The organism is Sporosarcina jeotgali (assembly GCF_033304595.1).
Taxonomy (GTDB): Bacteria; Bacillota; Bacilli; order Bacillales_A; family Planococcaceae; genus Sporosarcina; species Sporosarcina jeotgali.
Window position 1 is genome coordinate 2,900,877 of the sequence record NZ_CP116341.1, and the last position, 19,947, is coordinate 2,920,823.

At 44.2% G+C, this 19,947-nt stretch carries 33 protein-coding genes; all 33 read right to left on the reverse strand.

Features of this window, described 5'->3' with window-relative positions; genetic code table 11:
• Positions 1 to 21 precede the first annotated feature (21 nt).
• Positions 22 to 966, reverse strand: coding sequence for a DNA-directed RNA polymerase subunit alpha (locus tag PGH26_RS14635; RefSeq protein WP_323691765.1), 945 nt, complete (start codon positions 964 to 966; stop codon positions 22 to 24).
• Positions 967 to 1,098: 132 nt separating this feature from the next.
• Positions 1,099 to 1,488 (reverse strand): 30S ribosomal protein S11, encoded by a 390-nt coding sequence (rpsK, locus tag PGH26_RS14640; RefSeq protein WP_025783840.1) that lies wholly within the window; start codon positions 1,486 to 1,488, stop codon positions 1,099 to 1,101.
• Positions 1,489 to 1,512: 24 nt separating this feature from the next.
• Positions 1,513 to 1,878, reverse strand: a complete 366-nt coding sequence (gene rpsM, locus PGH26_RS14645; RefSeq protein WP_039043301.1) for a 30S ribosomal protein S13 — start codon at positions 1,876 to 1,878, stop codon at positions 1,513 to 1,515.
• Between the two features lie 23 nt (positions 1,879 to 1,901).
• Positions 1,902 to 2,015 carry a 50S ribosomal protein L36 gene (gene rpmJ, locus PGH26_RS14650; protein WP_076758849.1) on the reverse strand — a complete coding sequence of 38 codons (114 nt, stop codon included), beginning with the start codon at positions 2,013 to 2,015 and terminating at the stop codon, positions 1,902 to 1,904.
• Positions 2,016 to 2,054: 39 nt separating this feature from the next.
• A complete protein-coding gene (infA, locus tag PGH26_RS14655; protein ID WP_025783842.1) occupies positions 2,055 to 2,273 on the reverse strand; it encodes a translation initiation factor IF-1 in 219 nt (72 codons plus the stop codon).
• 421 nt (positions 2,274 to 2,694) lie between these two features.
• Entirely contained in the window at positions 2,695 to 3,348 is a 654-nt protein-coding gene (locus PGH26_RS14660) for an adenylate kinase (RefSeq protein ID WP_323691766.1), read from the reverse strand.
• A 49-nt stretch (positions 3,349 to 3,397) separates the two neighbouring features.
• Positions 3,398 to 4,690 carry a preprotein translocase subunit SecY gene (secY, locus tag PGH26_RS14665; RefSeq protein ID WP_323691767.1) on the reverse strand — a complete coding sequence of 431 codons (1,293 nt, stop codon included), beginning with the start codon at positions 4,688 to 4,690 and terminating at the stop codon, positions 3,398 to 3,400.
• Positions 4,690 to 5,130 carry a 50S ribosomal protein L15 gene (rplO, locus tag PGH26_RS14670; RefSeq protein WP_025783845.1) on the reverse strand — a complete coding sequence of 147 codons (441 nt, stop codon included), beginning with the start codon at positions 5,128 to 5,130 and terminating at the stop codon, positions 4,690 to 4,692. Before rplO ends, secY begins: the two co-directional genes overlap by 1 nt.
• A 32-nt stretch (positions 5,131 to 5,162) precedes the next feature.
• Positions 5,163 to 5,345, reverse strand: a complete 183-nt coding sequence (gene rpmD, locus PGH26_RS14675) for a 50S ribosomal protein L30 (RefSeq protein ID WP_039043304.1) — start codon at positions 5,343 to 5,345, stop codon at positions 5,163 to 5,165.
• A gap of 13 nt (positions 5,346 to 5,358) precedes the next feature.
• Positions 5,359 to 5,859, reverse strand: coding sequence for a 30S ribosomal protein S5 (gene rpsE / locus PGH26_RS14680; protein ID WP_191688669.1), 501 nt, complete (start codon positions 5,857 to 5,859; stop codon positions 5,359 to 5,361).
• Positions 5,860 to 5,881: 22 nt separating this feature from the next.
• The gene (gene rplR / locus PGH26_RS14685) at positions 5,882 to 6,244 is read right to left on the reverse strand and encodes a 50S ribosomal protein L18 (RefSeq protein WP_039043306.1); all 363 of its coding nucleotides are present in this window, start codon (positions 6,242 to 6,244) and stop codon (positions 5,882 to 5,884) included.
• A 33-nt stretch (positions 6,245 to 6,277) separates the two neighbouring features.
• On the reverse strand, positions 6,278 to 6,817 hold the full coding sequence (gene rplF, locus PGH26_RS14690; RefSeq protein ID WP_323691768.1) for a 50S ribosomal protein L6: 540 nt from the start codon (positions 6,815 to 6,817) through the stop codon (positions 6,278 to 6,280).
• Positions 6,818 to 6,847: 30 nt separating this feature from the next.
• Positions 6,848 to 7,246: a 30S ribosomal protein S8 gene (gene rpsH / locus PGH26_RS14695; protein ID WP_025783850.1), complete on the reverse strand. Its 399-nt coding sequence runs from the start codon at positions 7,244 to 7,246 to the stop codon at positions 6,848 to 6,850.
• Positions 7,247 to 7,274: 28 nt separating this feature from the next.
• Entirely contained in the window at positions 7,275 to 7,460 is a 186-nt protein-coding gene (rpsN, locus tag PGH26_RS14700) for a 30S ribosomal protein S14 (RefSeq protein ID WP_025783851.1), read from the reverse strand.
• Positions 7,461 to 7,480: 20 nt separating this feature from the next.
• Entirely contained in the window at positions 7,481 to 8,020 is a 540-nt protein-coding gene (gene rplE / locus PGH26_RS14705) for a 50S ribosomal protein L5 (RefSeq protein WP_025783852.1), read from the reverse strand.
• Between the two features lie 26 nt (positions 8,021 to 8,046).
• On the reverse strand, positions 8,047 to 8,406 hold the full coding sequence (gene rplX, locus PGH26_RS14710; protein WP_323691769.1) for a 50S ribosomal protein L24: 360 nt from the start codon (positions 8,404 to 8,406) through the stop codon (positions 8,047 to 8,049).
• Positions 8,407 to 8,441: 35 nt separating this feature from the next.
• Positions 8,442 to 8,810, reverse strand: a complete 369-nt coding sequence (gene rplN / locus PGH26_RS14715) for a 50S ribosomal protein L14 (RefSeq protein WP_039043309.1) — start codon at positions 8,808 to 8,810, stop codon at positions 8,442 to 8,444.
• Between the two features lie 39 nt (positions 8,811 to 8,849).
• Complete coding sequence (gene rpsQ, locus PGH26_RS14720; RefSeq protein ID WP_025783855.1) at positions 8,850 to 9,113, reverse strand: 30S ribosomal protein S17; 264 nt, start codon at positions 9,111 to 9,113, stop codon at positions 8,850 to 8,852.
• Between the two features lie 17 nt (positions 9,114 to 9,130).
• Positions 9,131 to 9,331 (reverse strand): 50S ribosomal protein L29, encoded by a 201-nt coding sequence (gene rpmC / locus PGH26_RS14725; RefSeq protein WP_025783856.1) that lies wholly within the window; start codon positions 9,329 to 9,331, stop codon positions 9,131 to 9,133.
• Complete coding sequence (gene rplP / locus PGH26_RS14730) at positions 9,321 to 9,755, reverse strand: 50S ribosomal protein L16 (RefSeq protein WP_323691770.1); 435 nt, start codon at positions 9,753 to 9,755, stop codon at positions 9,321 to 9,323. The genes rpmC and rplP overlap by 11 nt, the downstream gene beginning before the upstream one ends.
• A gap of 2 nt (positions 9,756 to 9,757) precedes the next feature.
• On the reverse strand, positions 9,758 to 10,414 hold the full coding sequence (gene rpsC, locus PGH26_RS14735) for a 30S ribosomal protein S3 (RefSeq protein WP_323691771.1): 657 nt from the start codon (positions 10,412 to 10,414) through the stop codon (positions 9,758 to 9,760).
• A 3-nt stretch (positions 10,415 to 10,417) separates the two neighbouring features.
• On the reverse strand, positions 10,418 to 10,762 hold the full coding sequence (gene rplV / locus PGH26_RS14740; protein WP_323691772.1) for a 50S ribosomal protein L22: 345 nt from the start codon (positions 10,760 to 10,762) through the stop codon (positions 10,418 to 10,420).
• Between the two features lie 19 nt (positions 10,763 to 10,781).
• Positions 10,782 to 11,060 carry a 30S ribosomal protein S19 gene (gene rpsS / locus PGH26_RS14745; protein WP_191688675.1) on the reverse strand — a complete coding sequence of 93 codons (279 nt, stop codon included), beginning with the start codon at positions 11,058 to 11,060 and terminating at the stop codon, positions 10,782 to 10,784.
• Positions 11,061 to 11,120: 60 nt separating this feature from the next.
• The gene (gene rplB, locus PGH26_RS14750) at positions 11,121 to 11,951 is read right to left on the reverse strand and encodes a 50S ribosomal protein L2 (protein ID WP_323691773.1); all 831 of its coding nucleotides are present in this window, start codon (positions 11,949 to 11,951) and stop codon (positions 11,121 to 11,123) included.
• Between the two features lie 27 nt (positions 11,952 to 11,978).
• Positions 11,979 to 12,263 carry a 50S ribosomal protein L23 gene (rplW, locus tag PGH26_RS14755; RefSeq protein WP_191688676.1) on the reverse strand — a complete coding sequence of 95 codons (285 nt, stop codon included), beginning with the start codon at positions 12,261 to 12,263 and terminating at the stop codon, positions 11,979 to 11,981.
• Positions 12,263 to 12,886 carry a 50S ribosomal protein L4 gene (rplD, locus tag PGH26_RS14760; RefSeq protein WP_323691774.1) on the reverse strand — a complete coding sequence of 208 codons (624 nt, stop codon included), beginning with the start codon at positions 12,884 to 12,886 and terminating at the stop codon, positions 12,263 to 12,265. The genes rplW and rplD overlap by 1 nt, the downstream gene beginning before the upstream one ends.
• A 25-nt stretch (positions 12,887 to 12,911) precedes the next feature.
• Positions 12,912 to 13,541, reverse strand: a complete 630-nt coding sequence (gene rplC / locus PGH26_RS14765) for a 50S ribosomal protein L3 (RefSeq protein WP_323691775.1) — start codon at positions 13,539 to 13,541, stop codon at positions 12,912 to 12,914.
• A gap of 46 nt (positions 13,542 to 13,587) precedes the next feature.
• Positions 13,588 to 13,896 carry a 30S ribosomal protein S10 gene (gene rpsJ, locus PGH26_RS14770; RefSeq protein ID WP_025783865.1) on the reverse strand — a complete coding sequence of 103 codons (309 nt, stop codon included), beginning with the start codon at positions 13,894 to 13,896 and terminating at the stop codon, positions 13,588 to 13,590.
• Positions 13,897 to 15,136: 1,240 nt separating this feature from the next.
• Entirely contained in the window at positions 15,137 to 16,324 is a 1,188-nt protein-coding gene (tuf, locus tag PGH26_RS14775; protein WP_039043316.1) for an elongation factor Tu, read from the reverse strand.
• 121 nt (positions 16,325 to 16,445) lie between these two features.
• Positions 16,446 to 18,524: an elongation factor G gene (fusA, locus tag PGH26_RS14780; protein ID WP_323691776.1), complete on the reverse strand. Its 2,079-nt coding sequence runs from the start codon at positions 18,522 to 18,524 to the stop codon at positions 16,446 to 16,448.
• A gap of 51 nt (positions 18,525 to 18,575) precedes the next feature.
• Positions 18,576 to 19,046: a 30S ribosomal protein S7 gene (gene rpsG / locus PGH26_RS14785; RefSeq protein ID WP_025782820.1), complete on the reverse strand. Its 471-nt coding sequence runs from the start codon at positions 19,044 to 19,046 to the stop codon at positions 18,576 to 18,578.
• A gap of 35 nt (positions 19,047 to 19,081) precedes the next feature.
• Positions 19,082 to 19,501: a 30S ribosomal protein S12 gene (rpsL, locus tag PGH26_RS14790; protein ID WP_025782821.1), complete on the reverse strand. Its 420-nt coding sequence runs from the start codon at positions 19,499 to 19,501 to the stop codon at positions 19,082 to 19,084.
• A 100-nt stretch (positions 19,502 to 19,601) separates the two neighbouring features.
• Positions 19,602 to 19,850 carry a ribosomal L7Ae/L30e/S12e/Gadd45 family protein gene (locus tag PGH26_RS14795; RefSeq protein ID WP_323691777.1) on the reverse strand — a complete coding sequence of 83 codons (249 nt, stop codon included), beginning with the start codon at positions 19,848 to 19,850 and terminating at the stop codon, positions 19,602 to 19,604.
• Positions 19,851 to 19,947: the final 97 nt, after the last annotated feature.

Below are 19,947 nucleotides of genomic sequence, written 5' to 3' on the forward strand. Positions count from 1 at the left end.
TCCTTCAATCTAATTCTGCTTTCAATCTTCAGAGCGTAATCCTAGATTCAACTCTTCCAACTTCAGCTTTACTTCTTCAAGTGACTTTCGGCCAAGATTTCGCACTTTCATCATTTCGTCCTCGGACTTGTTAGCAAGTTCCATAACGGTATTGATGCCTGCACGCTTCAAGCAGTTGTAAGAACGAACAGAAAGATCTAATTCTTCGATAGTCATCTCAAGAACTTTTTCTTTTTGGTCTTCTTCTTTTTCTACCATGATTTCTGCAGTTTGGGCTTCATCTGTCATGCCGACAAAAATATTTAAATGTTCCGTAAGGATTTTAGCACCCAATGAAACAGATTCTTTAGGACCAATACTACCATCTGTCCAAACATCCAGTGTTAACTTATCAAAGTTCGTGCTTTGACCAACCCGAGTATTTTCAACTTGGAAGTTTACACGAGATACAGGTGTGTAGATAGAATCGATTGGAATTACACCAATCGCAAGGTCATCACGTTTGTTTTGTACCGAAGGAGCATAGCCTCTTCCTCGTACTGCATACATGCGCATGCGGAGGTGACCGTTTTTCCCAAGTGTCGCAATATGAAGATCCGGATTCAATACTTCAACATCACTATCATGAGTAATGTCAGCAGCAGTTACCTTCCCTTCGCCCTTAACATCTATTTCAATAACTTTTTCGTCATCCGAATAGATTTTAAGTGCTAATTGTTTCACGTTTAGAATAATAGTCGCTACGTCTTCTACGACACCCTCGACTGTTGAGAACTCATGAAGAACGCCATCGATTTGAATCGATGTTACGGCAGCTCCAGGCAGAGAAGACAACAAGACGCGGCGTAATGAATTCCCTAAAGTATTTCCATACCCTCGTTCCAATGGTTCGATAACAAACTTACCAAACATGGAATCATCAGCAACCATAACGGTTTCAATCTTCGGTTTCTCAATCTCGATCATTCATTTACCCTCCTTCAAAACGTCTGTGTGGGTCGTTCCTTATTGAAATCGATTTTTATAGACAGCAAAATGCAATCGCACAATTCATTCTTACCAAAAATTGTGTTTCTCAATCAATTGGAATAGAAACCATTAAACACGACGACGTTTTGGAGGACGGCATCCGTTGTGCGGAACAGGCGTTACGTCACGGATTGCTGTGACCTCAAGACCAGCAGCTTGCAGTGAACGAATCGCAGCTTCACGACCAGCACCAGGACCTTTAACAGTAACTTCCAAAGTTTTAAGACCGTGTTCCATTGAAGACTTTGCAGCTGTTTCTGCAGCCATTTGAGCCGCAAAAGGAGTCGATTTACGTGATCCGCGGAAACCAAGTGCACCAGCACTAGACCATGAAAGTGCGTTTCCGTGAGTGTCAGTAATCGTTACGATTGTATTGTTGAACGTCGAGCGGATATGTGCAATACCGGATTCAATATTCTTTTTTACACGACGTTTACGAGTTTGTTGTTTACGTGCCATGTTCGAAAATACCTCCTTTACCTATTATTTCTTTTTGTTTGCTACAGTCCGCTTAGGACCTTTACGTGTACGTGCATTGTTTTTTGTGTTTTGTCCGCGTACGGGCAATCCACGACGGTGACGGATTCCACGGAAGCTTCCGATTTCCATCAAACGTTTGATGTTAAGAGAAGTTTCACGGCGAAGATCCCCTTCTACTTTCAATGCATCTAGTTGTTCACGGATTTTGTCGAGTTCCGCATCAGTTAAATCACGAACGCGTGTCTCTTCTGAAACGTCAGCTGCAGCAAGAACTTTCTGTGCTGTCGTTTTCCCAATTCCGTAGATGTAAGTCAATGAAATTACAACGCGCTTATCGCGCGGTACGTCTACACCAGCAATACGTGCCATATAGGTTGCGCACCTCCTTTATATTATCCTTGACGCTGTTTGTGCTTTGGATTTTCACAGATTACCATTACTCGGCCGCGTCTGCGAATAACTTTGCATTTTTCGCAGATCGGTTTTACAGATGGTCTTACTTTCATCTTACCCAACCTCCTTCATTAGTCCGGAGTTGCAAAATTTTATTTGAAACGGTATGTGATGCGACCACGTGTTAAGTCATAAGGCGACAATTCGATTGTCACTTTATCACCAGGCAAAATGCGGATGAAGTGCATACGGATTTTACCGGATACATGTGCAAGCACAGTATGTCCGTTTTCCAATTCCACTTTGAACATCGCATTCGGCAACGTATCTATTACAGTACCTTCAATTTCGATTACGTCATCTTTCGCCATCAGCTCAGTCTCCCTTCTATATCCTATAAAGGCCCTCACCTTCCGAGCGGCATCAGTCGCTTTACAAGCTCCTTCAACATATGTCCGGTATGCGCGAGTGATGTTCGAAAAGACGCAAATCACAATTCATGCCAGTTTGCCGGTCCCGAAATGTTGTTTGGAACTTCAAATCGGATCAAACATCACCGACAGTGCGCTTCTGATCTGTCTGTCCTAAGACAACAAACCCACTCACAACAACACATTATACTCCGAAGAGCCACAAAATGCATGCGTGAAGTACCGAGCGTTTACCTGCCGACTGTTACCAATTTCCACTTAGCATCAACTGCTTTTGCAGCTCAATCTAATCAATTGCTCCTTCCGTACAGCAGAACGCTGCCGGACGTGATGCCCTGACGTCTGCATGCTTCGGAAAGGCTTAGTGAACCTGAGTTGTTAACACAGCATCCACGTCGTGAAATACGTCATTAATGTCTTGTTGACCATCAATGTTTGTCAGCACGCCTTTTCCATCGTAAAACGACAGCAGCGGTGCAGATTGTTTCATATTTACTTCCAGACGGTTTGTGACAGTTTCCGGATTGTCATCAGCTCTTTGATAGAGTTCGCCTCCGTCTTTATCACATACGCCTTCAACCTTTGGCGGGTTGAATTCGAGGTGGTAAGACGTTCCGCAAACTTTACAGATCCGGCGACCCGTCAGCCGAGCAACAAGGAGTTCTTTGTCTACCTGGATATTGAGTGCATGTTCGATTTTCCTAGACATTCCTTCGAGTATGCCGTCAAGCGCTTCCGCTTGAGGAACAGTACGCGGGAAACCATCTAATAGAAAACCGTTATCACAGTCAGGTTTGCGAAGACGCTCACTGACAATACCGATCGTAACTTCATCAGGAACAAGTGCGCCCTGATCCATATACGATTTAGCTTTGACTCCAAGTTCCGTGCCTTCTTGAATCGCAGCACGGAACATATCGCCTGTAGAAATATGAGGGATTCCGTACTTTTCGACAATTTTGTCGGCCTGAGTTCCTTTACCGGCACCAGGCAGACCCATTAATACGATGTTCATACGCCTTGCCCTCCATCGATATTCAAGTGGAGAAAGTCTTCACTTAAATTTATTTCATAAATCCTTTGTAGTGACGCTTAACCAATTGTGATTCAAGCTGCTTCATCGTTTCAAGGGCAACCCCGACAACGATCAGCAAGCTGGTACCACCGATTTGAGCGGACTGCGGCAGATTTGCAATTTCAATAATAATAATCGGCAGAACTGCGACGGCAGCAAGGAATATCGATCCAACAAATGTGAGTCGATAAAGCGTGCTTGTCAAATAGTCCTGTGTATTCTGACCAGGACGAATCCCGGGGATATAAGCCCCTTGTTTCTTCAAGTTATCTGCAACATTCTCAGGATTAACCTGAACAAATGCATAGAAGTACGTGAAGGCAACGATCAGACCGATATACAGTGCCATGCCGGCTGGATGCGAGTAGTTGAGCACTCGTGTAACAGCTGCAACAGTACTGTTGTCACTGAAGAACGTGCCAAGTAATTGCGGCGTTGTAAAGAACGCAACCGCAAAAATGACTGGGATAACCCCTGCAGCGTTCAGTTTCAATGGGAGGTGCGTTTGTTGTCCGGCAGAAGTCTGCCCGCGACCCGTCACCCGTTTTGCATATTGAATCGGAATTTTACGCAATGCTTCCTGGAAGTAAATCACGCCAACTGTAATTGCAATTACTGCAACCAGTAACAGAGCCATCATTGCAATACGGATGAACAAAGCATCCCCTGCATCTTGGATCTGTGATACATACAATTGGTTGACTGCATTTGGAATAGCAGCAACGATTCCGGCGAAGATAATGATTGAAATACCATTACCGACACCTTTCGCTGTAATCTGCTCACCCAGCCAGAGAAGGAAAGCGGTACCTGCTGTTAACACAAGAGCAATGACAATATATGTCGAAACTCCATTATCTTCAACAAGTCTTCCTTGGAACATTTGGTTAAATCCAAATGACATTGCGATCGCTTGGATAAACGCAAGAATCATGGTGAAGTAGCGAGTGAATTGTGCAAGCTTCCGTCTTCCGACATCCCCTTGTTTCGCCCACTCTGCAAACTTCGGCACGACGTCCATCTGCAAAAGCTGCACGATGATTGACGCTGTGATGTACGGCATGATTCCCATGGCGAAGATTGAGAACTTAGAAAGTGCTCCTCCACCAAAAATGTTCAAAAATCCAATGAATTGATTGTCCGATTGCTGGAGCGCAGTCGCATCCACGTTCGGTACCGTTATAAACGTTCCGAGACGGAATACGATGAGCAATAGCAGTGTGAAAATTATTTTAGACCGTATCTCTTTTACTCGCATGAAGTTTGAGATTGTCTGAAACATTAAACCACCTCGACTTGCCCGCCCGCTTTCTCGATCGCTTCTTTAGCAGAAGCAGAGAATTTATGAGCTCTGACAGTAATCTTCTTCTCAAGAGTCCCATTACCAAGAATCTTAATACCGGATTTTTCATTGCTCACGATTCCTGTTTCAATCAACAATTCTGGTGTTACTTCTGTGCCTTCATCAAAACGATTTAACGTTTCAAGGTTTACGATGGCATATTCTTTACGATTAATGTTCGTAAATCCGCGCTTAGGCAGACGTTGGAATAGTGGAAGTTGTCCACCTTCGAATCCAAGACGTACACCGCCGCCTGAACGTGAGTTTTGACCATTGTGACCTCTACCAGACGTTTTACCTGATCCAGATCCCATACCGCGACCAACACGTTTGCGTTCTTTACGAGCACCTTCTGCAGGTTTCATTTCGTGTAATTTCATCTTTCGGCACCTCCTTATTCAAGAATAACTAATTATTGTTCGTTTACAGTAACCAAATGGCTGACTTTGTTGATCATGCCGCGAATAGCGACATTATCTTGGTGCTCAACCGTTTGGTTCATTTTGCGAAGCCCAAGAGCTTCAACTGTTTTACGTTGTGCTGGCTTAGCGCCAATCACGCTTTTAGTAAGGGTGATCTCAAGTTTATTTGCCATTGTGTTTCCCCCCTTAACCTAACAGTTCTTCTACGGATTTACCACGCAGCTGTGCTACATCTTCAGCACGCTTCAAATTCGTCAATCCCTGGATTGTAGCACGAACCATATTGATTGGTGTGTTAGAACCTAGTGATTTAGAAAGGATATCCGTGATTCCTGCAAGTTCAAGTACCGCACGGACTGGTCCGCCGGCGATAACTCCTGTACCTGGTGCAGCCGGTTTGATGAGAATGTTGCCTGCTCCGAAATGTCCGATGATCTGGTGAGGCGTTGTGCCTTTGACCATAGGTACTTCGATAAGGTTTTTCTTCGCATCTTCGATTGCTTTACGGATTGCATCTGGAACTTCTTGTGCTTTTCCAGTACCGAAACCAACGCGGCCGTTTTTATCACCAACAACGACTAGAGCAGTAAAACGGAAACGACGTCCGCCTTTTACAACTTTAGCTACGCGGTTGATGGTAACTACGCGCTCTTCGAATTCACTTTTGTTTTGTTCATTACGACGCATGGAATATGTCCCTCCTTCTTAATTAAAATTCAAGTCCATTTTCACGTGCAGCGTCAGCTAGTGCTTTGACGCGGCCGTGGTACAAATAGCCTCCGCGGTCGAATACGACAACTTTGACATTCTTTTCTGCACCTTTTTTCGCAATCATCTCGCCCACTTTAACAGCAGCGTCTGCATTAGAAGAAGAATCCGTTGAGAATTCTTTATCCATTGTAGATGCGCTAGCAAGTGTTACACCGTTTGCATCATCAATAAGTTGTGCATAGATGTGTTTGTTTGAACGATATACGTTCAAGCGAGGACGCTCAGCAGTACCGTTGATCTTTGTACGGACACGTGCATGCCGCTTTCTGCGGGTAGCATTCTTATCTTGTTTTGTGATCACTCGAGGTCACTCCTTCCGGATGCCTATGCGGCATTATTTACCTGTTTTACCTTCTTTGCGTCGAACAACTTCGCCTTCGTACTTAATACCTTTACCTTTATACGGCTCAGGCGGGCGTACTTTGCGGATGTTAGAAGCAAGAGCACCAACGCGTTCTTTGTTAGTACCGCGAACGATAATTTTTGTGTTAGCAGGCACTTCAACTTCAATGCCCTCTTCCGGTGTGAATTCAACCGGCTGTGAATAACCGACGTTCAATACAAGTTTCTTACCTTGCATTTGAGCACGATATCCAACACCAACTAGTTCAAGCGCACGCTCGAAACCAGCTGATACACCAGTGATCATGTTCGCTAAAAGCGAACGTGTCGTACCGTGCATCGAACGGTGTTCTTTCGATTCAGATGGACGTGTCAATGTGATCACGTTACCTTCTTGTTCGATCTTTATGTCTTTAATAAATGTATTTGTAAGTTCGCCTTTCGGTCCTTTAACAGTAACGAAGTTATTCTCATCGATTGTAACTGTTACGTTTTCAGGCACCTCAATTGGACGTTTACCAATTCGGGACATTTGTTTGCACCTCCATTCAATTGTTACAGATTACCAAACGTAAGCGACGACTTCTCCGCCAACTTGTTTAGCACGAGCTTCTTTATCAGTCAAAACACCATTAGATGTTGAAACAAGGGCGATACCTAGTCCGTTCAACACTCTTGGTACTTCTGTTGATTTAGCATAAACACGAAGACCAGGCTTAGAAATACGCTTGAGTCCAGTGATTACGCGTTCTTCGTTTTTACCATATTTGAGGAAAATGCGGATGATGCCTTGTTTGCTGTCTTCCACATATTCTACGTCGCGGACGAAACCTTCACGTTTGAGGATTTCTGCGATCTCTTTTTTAAGGTTTGAAGCAGGTACTTCAAGCTTCTCGTGACGCACCATGTTGGCGTTACGGATGCGAGTAAGCATATCTGCGATCGGATCACTCATTGTCATTACATTAACCTCCTTCCCAAAATAGGGTTTACCAGCTTGCTTTTTTAACGCCAGGAATTTGTCCTTTGTATGCGAGTTCGCGGAAACAAATACGGCAAAGTTTAAACTTCCGATATACTGAGTGCGGACGCCCACAGCGCTCACAACGTGTATATTCTTGAACTTGGAACTTTGGCGTACGTTTCTGTTTTGCGATCATTGATTTTTTAGCCACGTTTTACGCCTCCCTTATGTTTACTTTTGGAACGGCATGCCGCACTGCGCTAGCAACTCACGAGCTTCCTCGTCTGAGTTGGCAGTCGTAACGATGACGATATCCATTCCGCGTACTTTAGACACTTTATCGAAGTCAATTTCCGGGAAAATAAGTTGCTCTTTCACACCAAGTGTGTAGTTTCCGCGTCCGTCGAATGATTTATTCGATACGCCACGGAAGTCACGTACACGTGGAAGTGATACAGCGATCAATTTGTCCAGGAACTCATACATGCGTTCTCCACGTAGAGTAACTTTTGTTCCGATAGGCATTCCTTCACGAAGACGGAATCCAGCGATAGATTTCTTCGCTTTAGTTACGACTGGTTTCTGACCTGAAATAATTGTCAAGTCTTCAACAGCAGCATCAAGTGCTTTTGTGTTTTGAACCGCGTCGCCAACACCCATGTTGATAACGATCTTATCAACTTTCGGTACTTGCATTACAGATGTATAGTTGAACTTGCTCATTAGAGCAGGAGTAATTTCTTTTTGATATTTATCCTTTAATCGGCTCATTCAGAAGAACCTCCCTTCTTAGAGAGTTATTTTTTGAGTTCTTTTTTGCTAATTTCATCGATAACTTCGCCAGACTTCTTCGCAACACGGGACTTAATACGGAATGTCTTATCGCCCTCGGTTTTTTCTTCGAACTTGTAACCGATACGTGTTGGTTCGCCAGACTTAGGATCAACAAACATTACGTTAGAAACGTGAATTGCAGCTTCAAGGCTTACAATACCACCTTGCGGATTCGCTTGGTTCGGCTTTGTATGCTTTTTGACGATGTTCACGCCTTCAACGAGGATTCGTTCTTTGTTCGGGAAAACTGAAAGGATGACACCTGTCTTTCCTTTGTCTTTCCCAGAGATAACTTTTACTTTATCGCCTTTTTTAATGTGCATTCTGTTGCACCTCCTTGATTGGCACTGCTCTGTAATTAAAGTACTTCTGGAGCAAGAGAAATGATTTTCATGAAGTTGCTGTCGCGTAATTCGCGTGCAACTGGTCCGAAAATACGTGTTCCACGAGGGCTCTTGTCGTCTTTAATGATGACACAAGCATTCTCGTCGAATGAGATATAAGATCCGTCTTTACGACGCATACCGCTCTTAGTACGAACGATAACCGCTTTAACGACTTCACCCTTCTTAACAACGCCACCTGGTGTTGCTTTCTTAACTGTAACAACGACTACGTCGCCGATGTTTGCAACTTTACGGCCTGAACCGCCAAGAACTTTAATTGTAAGCACTTCACGTGCGCCAGAGTTATCTGCGACTTTCATGCGGGATTCCTGTTGAATCAATTTGGTTACCTCCCCTCGGATACTGTGTTCCGAACGTTATTAGATGATGACCGCTTTTTCGACTACTTCAAGAAGGCGGAAACGCTTTGTAGCTGACAACGGACGAGTTTCCATGATACGGACTACATCGCCAATCTTAGCTTCGTTCATTTCATCATGTGCTTTATATTTCTTAGAATACTTTACACGCTTGCCATACAAAGAATGCTTTTTGTGTGTTTCTACCATTACCGTTACCGTTTTGTCCATTTTGTCGGATACAACACGGCCTGTGTATACTTTGCGTTGGTTACGCTCAGTCATGGGTGCAACCTCCTTCATCAGTTATTTGCACTGATTTCTCTTTGACGTATTACTGTCTTCATGCGCGCAATCGATTTGCGTACTTCACGGATGCGTGCAGTGTTTTCTAATTGTCCTGTCGCTAACTGGAAGCGAAGGTTGAAAAGCTCTTCTTTCAGTGATTTCACTTTTTGCTCGATCTCTGCAGTTGTCAAGTCACGGATTTCATTAGCTTTCATTAGATTCACCACCAATTTCTTCACGTTTTACAAACTTACACTTAACAGGAAGTTTGTGTTGTGCAAGGCGGAGTGCTTCACGAGCGACTTCTTCAGAGACGCCTGCGATTTCAAACATAACTCGGCCAGGTTTTACTACTGCTACCCATCCCTCAACAGCACCTTTACCAGAACCCATTCGAACTTCGAGAGGCTTCTTAGTATACGATTTGTGTGGGAAAATATTGATCCAAACTTTACCGCCACGTTTCATGTAACGTGTCATTGCAATACGTGCTGATTCGATTTGACGATTCGTAATCCATGCAGCCTCAAGAGACTGAAGGCCGAACTCACCGAATTGAACCGTTGCGCCGCCTTTTGTCTGTCCGCGCATTTTGCCGCGGAATACACGACGATGTTTTACTCGCTTTGGTACTAACATGATTAGTTGCCTCCTTCCCCAGAGTTCTTCTTCACTGGAAGGACTTCTCCACGATAGATCCATACTTTAACTCCAAGTTTACCGTATGTTGTATCGGCTTCAGCATGTGCATAATCGATATCTGCACGAAGTGTATGAAGTGGAACAGTTCCTTCGCTGTAATGTTCTGCACGTGCGATGTCGGCTCCACCAAGACGTCCGGATACTTGAGTTTTGATACCCTTTGCTCCAGAACGGATTGTGCGTTGGATCGCCTGTTTTTGTGCACGGCGGAATGAAACGCGGCTTTCTAGTTGACGTGCGATTGATTCTGCAACCAATTTCGCGTCAAGATCAGCACGCTTAATTTCAACGATGTTAATGTGTACACGCTTGCCAGAGATATCGTTTAGTGATTTACGAAGTGCTTCGACTTCAGTACCACCTTTACCGATAACCATACCAGGCTTAGCAGTGTGAATTGTAATGTTTACTTTTTTCGCAGCGCGTTCGATTTCTACTTTAGAAACTGATGCATCTGCTAGACGTGTTTCGATATATTTGCGGATTTTAAGGTCTTCGTGCAAGAGAGTCGCATAGTCTTTTTCTGCATACCATTTCGAATCCCAGTCACGAATTATACCGACCCGCAGACCGTTAGGATGTACTTTTTGACCCACGAATTATCCCTCCTTCTTTTCAGATACCACTACAGTGATGTGGCTTGTGCGTTTGTTGATTGCGCTCGCACGGCCTTGTGCACGTGGACGGAAACGTTTCATAGTAGGACCTTCATCAACGAATACTTCGCTAACAATTAGGTTCTCTAGATCCATTTCGTAGTTGTGCTCAGCGTTTGCGATAGCTGAATTCAATACTTTTTCTACGACTGGTGATGCCGCTTTCGGCGTCAAACGTAGAATCGCTACAGCTTCACCGATTTTCTTGCCCCGGATAAGATCAACGACTAATCGGACTTTACGAGGAGCAATACGGACTGTTTGCGCAGATGCTTTAGCTTGTTGCATCAGAAATTCCTCCTCTCAATTAGCGTTTCGTTTTCTTATCATCGGCACCGTGGCCTCTGTAAGTACGGGTAGGTGCGAACTCACCTAGTTTGTGACCGACCATGTCTTCAGTGATGTAGACAGGTACGTGTTTGCGTCCGTCGTATACAGCGATTGTCAATCCGATGAAGGATGGGAATACTGTAGAGCGGCGTGACCAAGTCTTAATGACTTGTTTCTTTTGTGCATCTTTTTGAGCATCAACCTTTTTAAGCAAATGATCATCTGCGAAAGGTCCTTTTTTCAAGCTGCGGCCCATTTCGTTACCTCCCTTTGTGTTCGTACTACGGCCCAATCATTGAACCGCAGTGCAATCACATTATTTTTTGCGACGACGAACGATAAGTTTGTCGGATTTGTTTCTCTTAGAACGAGTTTTGTAACCAAGAGTTGGCTTGCCCCAAGGTGTAACTGGGCTTGGACGACCGATTGGAGTACGTCCTTCACCACCACCGTGTGGGTGATCGTTCGGGTTCATGACAGATCCACGTACAGTTGGGCGTTTACCCATCCAGCGTGAACGTCCTGCTTTACCGATGTTGATGAGTTCGTGCTGCTCGTTACCAACTTGACCGATTGTAGCGCGGCAAACTGACAAGATCATGCGAACTTCACCAGATTGCAAACGGATGATGACATACTTGCCTTCACGACCGAGCAATTGTGCAGATGTACCAGCTGAACGAACTAATTGTCCGCCTTTACCAGGCTTCATCTCGATGTTGTGGATTGTAGAACCCATTGGGATGTTTTCAAGTGGAAGTGCGTTCCCTACGCGGATATCCGCTTCAGGTCCTGACATAATTGTCATTCCAACTGTCAATCCTTTAGGAGCTAGGATGTAACGTTTTTCTCCATCAGCATAGTTAATCAATGCGATGTTAGCAGAACGGTTTGGATCGTATTCGATCGTAGCAACGCGTCCTGGTATGCCATCTTTCCGACGTTGGAAGTCGATGACACGGTATTGGCGCTTGTGACCGCCACCTTGGTGACGAACTGTAATCCTACCTTGGTTGTTACGGCCGCCTTTACGTTTGACTGGCTGAAGCAAAGATTTTTCTGGTTTGCTAGCAGTGATTTCCGCGAAATCAGAAGTCGTCATGTTACGGCGTCCGTTGGAGGTAGGTTTGTATTTCTTAATCGCCATTTGTGTTCCCTCCTTCGTTTATTGTAATTAGATCTCGAATAATTCGATATCTTTAGAATCAGCTGTTAGTGTAACAATCGCTTTACGGCGCTTATTAGTATAACCAGCATGTTTACCCATGCGCTTGAATTTACCTTTGTAGTTCTGGACGTTCACTTTTTCCACTGTTACTCCGAAGATTTCTTCGACAGCTTGTTTGATGTGCGTTTTGTTAGCACGAGTGTCGACTTCGAAAGTGTACTTGTTGAATTCCATTGCTTCAGAAGATCGCTCGGTAATGACCGGACGCTTCAATACATCACGTGCTTCCATTAACCAAGCACCTCCTCGATTTTTTTGACAGCATCTTTAGTTAAGATTAGCTGATCGTGACCAACTAAATCTAAAACGTTAATACCGTTAGCTGTAACTACGCTGATGCCAGGGATGTTACGAGCAGACAAAGCTACTGTTTCATCAAGGTCAGCTGTTACGAATAATGCTTTTTTGCTGATTGACAAGTCTTTCAGCACTTTTGTGAATTCTTTTGTTTTTGGTGCATCGAAAGCTAACGCTTCTAATACGACCATTTCTTCGTCACGTACTTTTGAAGACAAAGCAGAACGAAGTGCAAGACGACGGACTTTTTTCGGCATCTTGTAGCTATAGCTACGAGGTGTTGGTCCGAATACGATACCGCCTCCACGCCATTGTGGAGATCTGATTGAGCCCTGACGAGCACGACCTGTTCCTTTTTGACGCCATGGTTTGCGACCACCGCCAGCTACTTCAGCGCGTGTTTTTACTTTATGGTTCCCTTGACGCAATGACGCGCGTTGTTGAACCAATGCTTCGAATAGGACTGCTTCATTCGGCTCAATTCCGAATACAAGTTCACTCAATTCGATTTCGCCTGCTGCAGATCCTGTTTGATTCACTACGGATACTTTTGGCATTAGTGTTTCCTCCTTCCTTCGTTAATTAGTTCCCTTTAATCGCGCTTTTCACTACTACTAGTGATTTGCGTGATCCTGGAACGTTACCTTTTACTAGCAACAAGTTGCGCTCTGTGTCAACTCGTACAACTTCAAGGTTTTGGATTGTAACTGTTTTGCCACCCATACGGCCTGGCATTTTTTTACCTTTGAATACACGTTGAGCATCAACCGAACCGATTGAACCTGTTGAACGGTGGTGTCGAGATCCGTGGCTCATTGGTCCACGTGAGAAACCGTGGCGCTTAATTACACCTTGGAAACCTTTACCTTTTGATACTCCTGTGATATCGATGATTTCGCCTTCTGCGAATGTATCGACTTTGACTTCCTGACCAACTTCGTACCCAGCTACGTCGACTCCGCGGAATTCGCGAATGAAGCGCTTAGGTGTTGTTTCAGCTTTCGCAGTATGTCCCATTTCTGGTTTGTTTGAAAGCTTTTCACGTTTGTCTTCGAATCCAAGCTGAATTGCTTCATAGCCGTCTGTTTCGATTGTCTTCTTTTGAAGAACCACGTTTGGAGCAGCTGCAATTACAGTTACAGGGATTAGATCGCCGTTTTCAGCAAAGATTTGCGTCATACCGACTTTTCTTCCTAAGATTCCTTTGGTCATTTGTCACACCTCCTGGTTAATTTGTTTTTAGTTTTATAGTTTGCCATTAAAGTTTGATTTCAATGTCAACGCCTGATGGTAAGTCAAGCTTCATCAATGCATCAACAGTTTGTGGTGTCGGATTGACGATATCGATCAGACGCTTGTGAGTACGCATTTCGAATTGCTCACGTGAGTCCTTGTATTTGTGGACCGCACGAAGAATTGTGTACACCGAACGTTCTGTCGGCAATGGAATCGGACCTGAGACACTAGCTCCGGAACGCTTTGCAGTTTCAACAATCTTTTCAGCTGACTGATCAAGCACGCGGTGATCATAAGCTTTCAAACGGATACGAATCTTTTGTTTTGCCATTATTTTCCCTCCCTCTCGCCTATTTTCTAGACATTCTCCACGAAAATTTTCCCACACACATGCCATGGCAAAGCGGCCGGGTGTGTCGGTAACCTCTCGCTTCATCGCAGTCAAAGACCAACACTAAACATTATACACATAAAAAAAGAATGTCGCAATAGGTTTAGCGATATTCTTTAACAACTTTTATAGTATAGAACGAATTGGAGATAGATGCAACTAATTTGTGGTGAATGTTTGCAAGTTTTTTGGATTATTTTTGAGTGATGTTTCAGGAACTAGGTTCGGAAATAAAAGAATTTAATTTTGATATTCTGTTTTTGTGCTCTTTATATTTTAAGTGGAGTGGTGTTTTGCCGGGGTGGATTTTTCGCCGGGTTGTACTTTGTGTAAATTAATTTGATATAGGTTTCTACTGCACTGGAATGTTTTTTTGCGGAGTTTGTGATTAGTTGTATAGAGTCTATGAACAAAATGCAGAGTCAGGGAATCAATCTTTGCTTAGCGGGGGTGATTCTTAGCGAATGTCATTCCGCTGCAGTTAATGGGTTTGTGAAACAAAGCAGACAAATTCATCTTGGTTTTGTTTGTTGGATTAGAATTGAGCGGACTTTGCAGCAGCGGCAGGGATAGCAGTTGAATCATATAATTACGAGGTTTCTTTGGGGTTATGATCATTTCTATATGGTTATGAGCGGTTCTTCGGGGTTATGATCATTTCTACACGGTTATGAGCGGTTCTTTCGGGTTATGAGCGGTTCTCCGAGGTTATGATCATTTTCACACGCTTATGAGCGGTTCTCTGCGTTTATGATCACTTCTTCACGGTTATGAGCGGTTCTCCGAGGTTATGATCACTTCTTCACGCTTATGAGCGGTTCTCCGTGGTTATGATCATTTCTACACGGTTATGAGCGGTTCTCCGAGGTTATGATCACTTCTTCACGTTTATGAGCGGTTCTCCGAGTTTATGATCACTTCTTCACGCTTATGAGCGGTTCTCCGAGGTTATGATTACTTCTTCACGTTTATGAGCGGTTCTCCGAGTTTATGATCACTTCTTCACGTTTATGAGCGGTTCTCCGAGTTTATGATCACTTTCACATGGTTATGAGCGATCTCCAGAGTTCACGACCGCTACTACACGTTTATATTCATTCCTAAAGATTCACAGGACGCTTGGCCGACCTGGCAATTAAAAGACATAAAAAAACCCGCCACAAGGGCGGGTTTAAAGGTATTACTTAACGATTGTAGCTACAACGCCAGCTCCAACTGTACGTCCACCTTCACGGATTGAGAATTTAGTACCTTCTTCAATCGCGATTGGAGAGATCAGTTCGATAGTCATTTCAACGTTATCGCCAGGCATAACCATTTCTACGCCTTCTGGAAGAGAGATGATTCCAGTTACGTCAGTTGTACGGAAGTAGAACTGTGGGCGGTAGTTTGAGAAGAATGGAGTGTGACGTCCACCTTCTTCTTTTGATAGAACATAAACTTCAGATTTGAAGTTTGTGTGCGGCGTGATAGTACCTGGCTTAGCAAGTACTTGTCCACGCTCGATGTCTTCACGTGCTACACCACGAAGCAATGCTCCGATGTTGTCGCCAGCTTCTGCATAGTCAAGAAGTTTACGGAACATTTCTACACCTGTTACAGTAGTAGCTTTAGGCTCTTCAGTCAAACCAATGATGTCAACAGTATCGCCGACTTTAACTACTCCACGCTCAACGCGTCCAGTAGCAACTGTACCACGTCCTGTGATTGAGAATACGTCCTCAACAGGCATCATGAATGGCTTGTCAGTGTCGCGCTCTGGAGTTGGGATGTAGCTATCAACTGCGTCCATAAGCTCAACAATTTTTTCTTCCCATGCTTCTTCGCCTTCAAGTGCTTTAAGTGCTGAACCTTTGATAACAGGAATGTCATCGCCAGGGAAGTCGTATTCAGAAAGAAGATCACGAATTTCCATTTCAACAAGCTCAAGAAGCTCTTCGTCGTCTACCATGTCACATTTGTTCATGAAGACTACTAGGTAAGGTACACCAACTTGACGTGAAAGAAGGATGTGCTCACGAGTTTGTGGCATTGGGCCGTCAGCTGCAGAAACAACAAGGATTCCGCCGTCCATTTGAGCAGCGCCTGTGATCATGTTTTTAACATAGTCGGCGTGTCCTGGGCAGTCTACGTGTGCGTAGTGACGAGTTGCTGTTTCGTATTCAACGTGTGAAGTATTGATTGTGATACCGCGTTCTTTTTCTTCTGGTGCGTTATCAACGTCAGCGTATGAACGTGCTTCACCGCCGCCTTTTTTTGCAAGTACTGTTGCGATTGCAGCAGTCAAAGTTGTTTTACCGTGGTCAACGTGACCAATTGTTCCAACGTTTGCGTGTGTTTTGGACCGATCGAATTTTTCTTTAGCCATTTTGGAGTTCCTCCTCTAAATTGAGTATGATTTTAGTTTTATAGATATGGAACGAAGGCCGCGCGACCTCCGATTCCATAGCTTACAAGGTAGTTATACTTGATTGAAAGCCAAATTTCAATTATTGGCCTTTATTTTTCTTAATGACTTCTTCAGCAACTGATTTCGGCACTTCTTCGTAGTGGTCGAAAGTCATTGAGAAGACGCCGCGTCCTTGTGTGTTCGAACGGAGAGATGTCGCATAACCGAACATTTCTGCCAAAGGAACCATAGCACGAACGACTTGTGCATTACCGCGTGCGTCCATTCCTTCTACGCGACCGCGACGAGAAGTGATGTCACCCATAATATCTCCCATGTATTCATCTGGGATGATGACTTCAACTTTCATTGTTGGCTCGAGAAGAACTGGATCACATTTAGATACTGCATTTTTCAAAGCCATAGATGCTGCGATTTTGAAGGCCATTTCGTTTGAGTCAACATCATGGTAAGAACCGTCGAATAGACGAGCCTTAATGTCGATCAAAGGATAACCTGCAAGAACACCGTTATTAAGGGAGTCACGCACACCTGCTTCGATTGCTGGAATGTATTCACGAGGAACTACACCACCAACGATGTTGTTCTTGAATTCAAATCCTGCGCCCTCTTCGTTTGGTTCGAATTCGATCCAAACGTGTCCGAATTGTCCGCGTCCACCAGACTGACGTACGAATTTACCTTCGACTTCAGCGCCTTTGCGGAACGTTTCACGATACGATACTTGAGGAGCACCAACGTTTGCTTCCACTTTGAATTCACGGCGCAGACGGTCAACGATGATATCCAAGTGGAGCTCACCCATACCTGCGATAATGACTTCACCAGTTTCCTGGTCAGTGTGTGCACGGAACGTTGGATCTTCTTCTTGAAGTTTACCTAGAGCTTGTCCCATTTTGTCTTGGTCAGCCTTTGTTTTCGGCTCGATCGCAACAGAGATAACCGGCTCAGGGAATTCCATAGATTCAAGAATGATCATAGCTTTGTCGTCACAAAGCGTATCGCCAGTTCCTGTATCTTTTAGTCCAACAGCAGCAGCAATTTCTCCTGCGTGAACTTCGGAAATTTCTTCACGGTGGTTAGCGTGCATTTGCAGGATACGACCTACACGTTCACGCTTGTCTTTAGAAGAGTTCTTGATATAAGAACCCGACTGCAAGACACCTGAGTAAACACGGAAGAATGTAAGTTTACCGACATAAGGGTCAGTCATAACTTTGAACGCAAGTGCTGAGAATGGTGCTTCATCGCTAGCTTTACGCTCTTCTTCTTGTTCAGTTTCAGGGTTGATCCCCATCATTGGCGGTAGATCAGTTGGAGCTGGCAAGTAGTCGATGACAGCATCTAGTACAAGTTGAACTCCTTTGTTTTTGAAAGCAGTACCACAAACAACTGGGTAGAATTCTACAGCCAATGTTGCTTTACGGATTGCATTTTTAAGTTCTTCGACTGAGAGTTCTTCTCCGCCAAGGTATTTTTCCATGAGAACTTCATCGAAATCTACAATAGCTTCAACCAAACGCTCGCGAGCTTTTTCTGCTTCCGCGCGGTATTCTTCAGGAATTTCTCCGACTTCAACATTCATACCAGTATCATCTGGATAGAAGTTAGCTTTCATTTCGACTAGGTCGATGATTGCTTCGAAGTCATCTTCCGCACCAATTGGTAATTGGATTGGGTGTGCATTCGCTTGAAGACGCTCTTGGAGTGTGCCAACCGAATAAAGGAAGTCAGCTCCAGTTTTGTCCATTTTGTTGACAAATACGAGACGTGGAACGCCGTATGTTGTCGCTTGACGCCAAACTGTTTCTGTCTGTGGCTCAACACCAGATTGTGCATCAAGAACCGTTACAGCACCATCAAGTACACGAAGTGAACGTTCAACTTCAACTGTGAAGTCTACGTGTCCTGGAGTATCGATGATGTTAACACGGTGGCCTTTCCAACTTGCTGTTGTCGCAGCTGAAGTGATCGTGATTCCACGCTCTTGCTCCTGCTCCATCCAGTCCATCTGAGACGCACCTTCGTGCGTTTCTCCGATTTTGTGGATACGACCTGTGTAATAAAGGATCCGCTCAGTCGTTGTTGTTTTACCAGCATCGATGTGAGCCATGATACCAATGTTACGAGTATTCTCTAAGGAGAACTCTCTACCCATTTTGTATTGCTCCCTCCATATAGGAATAACGAATTGATGAACGAGTGGATTTTACCAGCGGTAGTGAGCGAATGCTTTGTTCGCTTCTGCCATCTTGTGCATTTCTTCACGACGCTTAACAGATGCGCCTGTGTTGTTTGATGCGTCAAGAATTTCGTTCGCAAGACGTTCTTCCATTGTCTTTTCACCGCGAGTACGTGAATAGTTCACAAGGTAACGAAGACCAAGAGTCGTGCGTCGCTCTGGACGAACTTCAACTGGTACTTGATAGTTAGCTCCACCTACACGGCGTGCGCGAACTTCAAGAACTGGCATTACATTGTTTAGTGCTGCTTCAAATACTTCAATCGGATCATTTCCAGAACGTTCTTTAACAAGTTCGAACGCACCGTATAAAATTTTCTGAGAAGTACCTTTCTTACCGTCTACCATCATTTTGTTGATGAGGCGGCTGACAAGCTTCGAATTATAAATCGGATCTGGCAAAACGTCACGTTTTGCTACTGGACCTTTACGAGGCATGGTGTGTTCCTCCTTTCAAAATAGTTGCTGATTTATTATTTTTTCTCTTTTGGTTTTTTCGCACCGTAGTGTGAACGGCTTTGCATACGGCCAGTTACACCAGCAGTATCAAGTGCTCCACGTACGATGTGGTAACGTACACCCGGTAAGTCTTTTACTTTACCTCCACGGATTAGAACAACACTGTGCTCTTGAAGGTTGTGACCTTCACCAGGGATATAAGCGTTAACTTCCAATGTGTTTGTCAAACGAACACGAGCATATTTACGAAGAGCCGAGTTTGGCTTCTTCGGAGTCATTGTGCCCACACGTGTGCAGACACCTCGTTTTTGTGGCGAGTTGACATTCGTCATTGACTTTTTGAAACTGTTATACGTTTTTCCAAGTGCCGGGGCTTTTGAACCGCTAGTATTCGACTGGCGAGGTTTGCGGACCAATTGGTTAATTGTAGGCATCGGTTTTTCCTCCTTCCAACTTCTTTTTAAGACCACACATCCAGGTGGTTCATTTTTTGGGTAAAAACAAAGGCTTTGCACATTTTTTGCGCAAAAACCGTTAATCAGTGATGACGACCACTGATGCAGCTACTTGAATGCCACATGCTTTTCCAAGTTCATCCCGAGAATCAACATATGATAATGGAACTCCTTGACGAGCTGCTTCTTCAATTACAGGAGTGGTTACCCGCTCTTCTGCATCTTGTGCAATGAAGACTTCATGCGCCTTATTCAGACGAATCGTTTTCACTGCTTGCTTTGTACCGATGATCAGCTTCTTTGCCTGAATGACTTTATCATAAGACATAAGGACATCCTCCAAAGTACAGACATTCAACTATCAACCTTTTGTATAGTACCATCTGCAAGACTGCATGTCAACAGTAAAAAGAAAAACGGAAGGA

What these genes read in the sequence shown, in the direction of transcription:
- PGH26_RS14635 (WP_323691765.1), bottom strand. Translation starts at nt 966, where the DNA reads ATGATCGAGATTGAGAAACCGAAGATTGAAACCGTTATGGTTGCTGAT.
- rpsK (WP_025783840.1), bottom strand. Translation starts at nt 1,488, where the DNA reads ATGGCACGTAAACAACAAACTCGTAAACGTCGTGTAAAAAAGAATATT.
- rpsM (WP_039043301.1), bottom strand. Translation starts at nt 1,878, where the DNA reads ATGGCACGTATTGCTGGTGTAGACGTACCGCGCGATAAGCGCGTTGTA.
- rpmJ (WP_076758849.1), bottom strand. Translation starts at nt 2,015, where the DNA reads ATGAAAGTAAGACCATCTGTAAAACCGATCTGCGAAAAATGCAAAGTT.
- infA (WP_025783842.1), bottom strand. Translation starts at nt 2,273, where the DNA reads ATGGCGAAAGATGACGTAATCGAAATTGAAGGTACTGTAATAGATACG.
- PGH26_RS14660 (WP_323691766.1), bottom strand. Translation starts at nt 3,348, where the DNA reads ATGAACATCGTATTAATGGGTCTGCCTGGTGCCGGTAAAGGAACTCAG.
- secY (WP_323691767.1), bottom strand. Translation starts at nt 4,690, where the DNA reads ATGTTTCAGACAATCTCAAACTTCATGCGAGTAAAAGAGATACGGTCT.
- rplO (WP_025783845.1), bottom strand. Translation starts at nt 5,130, where the DNA reads ATGAAATTACACGAAATGAAACCTGCAGAAGGTGCTCGTAAAGAACGC.
- rpmD (WP_039043304.1), bottom strand. Translation starts at nt 5,345, where the DNA reads ATGGCAAATAAACTTGAGATCACCCTTACTAAAAGCGTGATTGGCGCT.
- rpsE (WP_191688669.1), bottom strand. Translation starts at nt 5,859, where the DNA reads ATGCGTCGTAATGAACAAAACAAAAGTGAATTCGAAGAGCGCGTAGTT.
- rplF (WP_323691768.1), bottom strand. Translation starts at nt 6,817, where the DNA reads ATGTCCCGAATTGGTAAACGTCCAATTGAGGTGCCTGAAAACGTAACA.
- rpsH (WP_025783850.1), bottom strand. Translation starts at nt 7,246, where the DNA reads ATGACAATGAGTGATCCGATCGCAGATATGCTTACTCGCATCCGTAAC.
- rplE (WP_025783852.1), bottom strand. Translation starts at nt 8,020, where the DNA reads ATGAGCCGATTAAAGGATAAATATCAAAAAGAAATTACTCCTGCTCTA.
- rplX (WP_323691769.1), bottom strand. Translation starts at nt 8,406, where the DNA reads ATGCACATTAAAAAAGGCGATAAAGTAAAAGTTATCTCTGGGAAAGAC.
- rpsQ (WP_025783855.1), bottom strand. Translation starts at nt 9,113, where the DNA reads ATGACTGAGCGTAACCAACGCAAAGTATACACAGGCCGTGTTGTATCC.
- rpmC (WP_025783856.1), bottom strand. Translation starts at nt 9,331, where the DNA reads ATGAAAGCTAATGAAATCCGTGACTTGACAACTGCAGAGATCGAGCAA.
- rplP (WP_323691770.1), bottom strand. Translation starts at nt 9,755, where the DNA reads ATGTTAGTACCAAAGCGAGTAAAACATCGTCGTGTATTCCGCGGCAAA.
- rplV (WP_323691772.1), bottom strand. Translation starts at nt 10,762, where the DNA reads ATGCAACAAGCTAAAGCATCTGCGCAAACAGTCCGTATTGCTCCTCGT.
- rpsS (WP_191688675.1), bottom strand. Translation starts at nt 11,060, where the DNA reads ATGGGCCGCAGCTTGAAAAAAGGACCTTTCGCAGATGATCATTTGCTT.
- rplB (WP_323691773.1), bottom strand. Translation starts at nt 11,951, where the DNA reads ATGGCGATTAAGAAATACAAACCTACCTCCAACGGACGCCGTAACATG.
- rplW (WP_191688676.1), bottom strand. Translation starts at nt 12,263, where the DNA reads ATGGAAGCACGTGATGTATTGAAGCGTCCGGTCATTACCGAGCGATCT.
- rplD (WP_323691774.1), bottom strand. Translation starts at nt 12,886, where the DNA reads ATGCCAAAAGTATCCGTAGTGAATCAAACAGGATCTGCAGCAGGCGAA.
- rplC (WP_323691775.1), bottom strand. Translation starts at nt 13,541, where the DNA reads ATGACCAAAGGAATCTTAGGAAGAAAAGTCGGTATGACGCAAATCTTT.
- rpsJ (WP_025783865.1), bottom strand. Translation starts at nt 13,896, where the DNA reads ATGGCAAAACAAAAGATTCGTATCCGTTTGAAAGCTTATGATCACCGC.
- tuf (WP_039043316.1), bottom strand. Translation starts at nt 16,324, where the DNA reads ATGGCTAAAGAAAAATTCGATCGGTCCAAAACACACGCAAACGTTGGA.
- fusA (WP_323691776.1), bottom strand. Translation starts at nt 18,524, where the DNA reads ATGGGTAGAGAGTTCTCCTTAGAGAATACTCGTAACATTGGTATCATG.
- rpsG (WP_025782820.1), bottom strand. Translation starts at nt 19,046, where the DNA reads ATGCCTCGTAAAGGTCCAGTAGCAAAACGTGACGTTTTGCCAGATCCG.
- rpsL (WP_025782821.1), bottom strand. Translation starts at nt 19,501, where the DNA reads ATGCCTACAATTAACCAATTGGTCCGCAAACCTCGCCAGTCGAATACT.
- PGH26_RS14795 (WP_323691777.1), bottom strand. Translation starts at nt 19,850, where the DNA reads ATGTCTTATGATAAAGTCATTCAGGCAAAGAAGCTGATCATCGGTACA.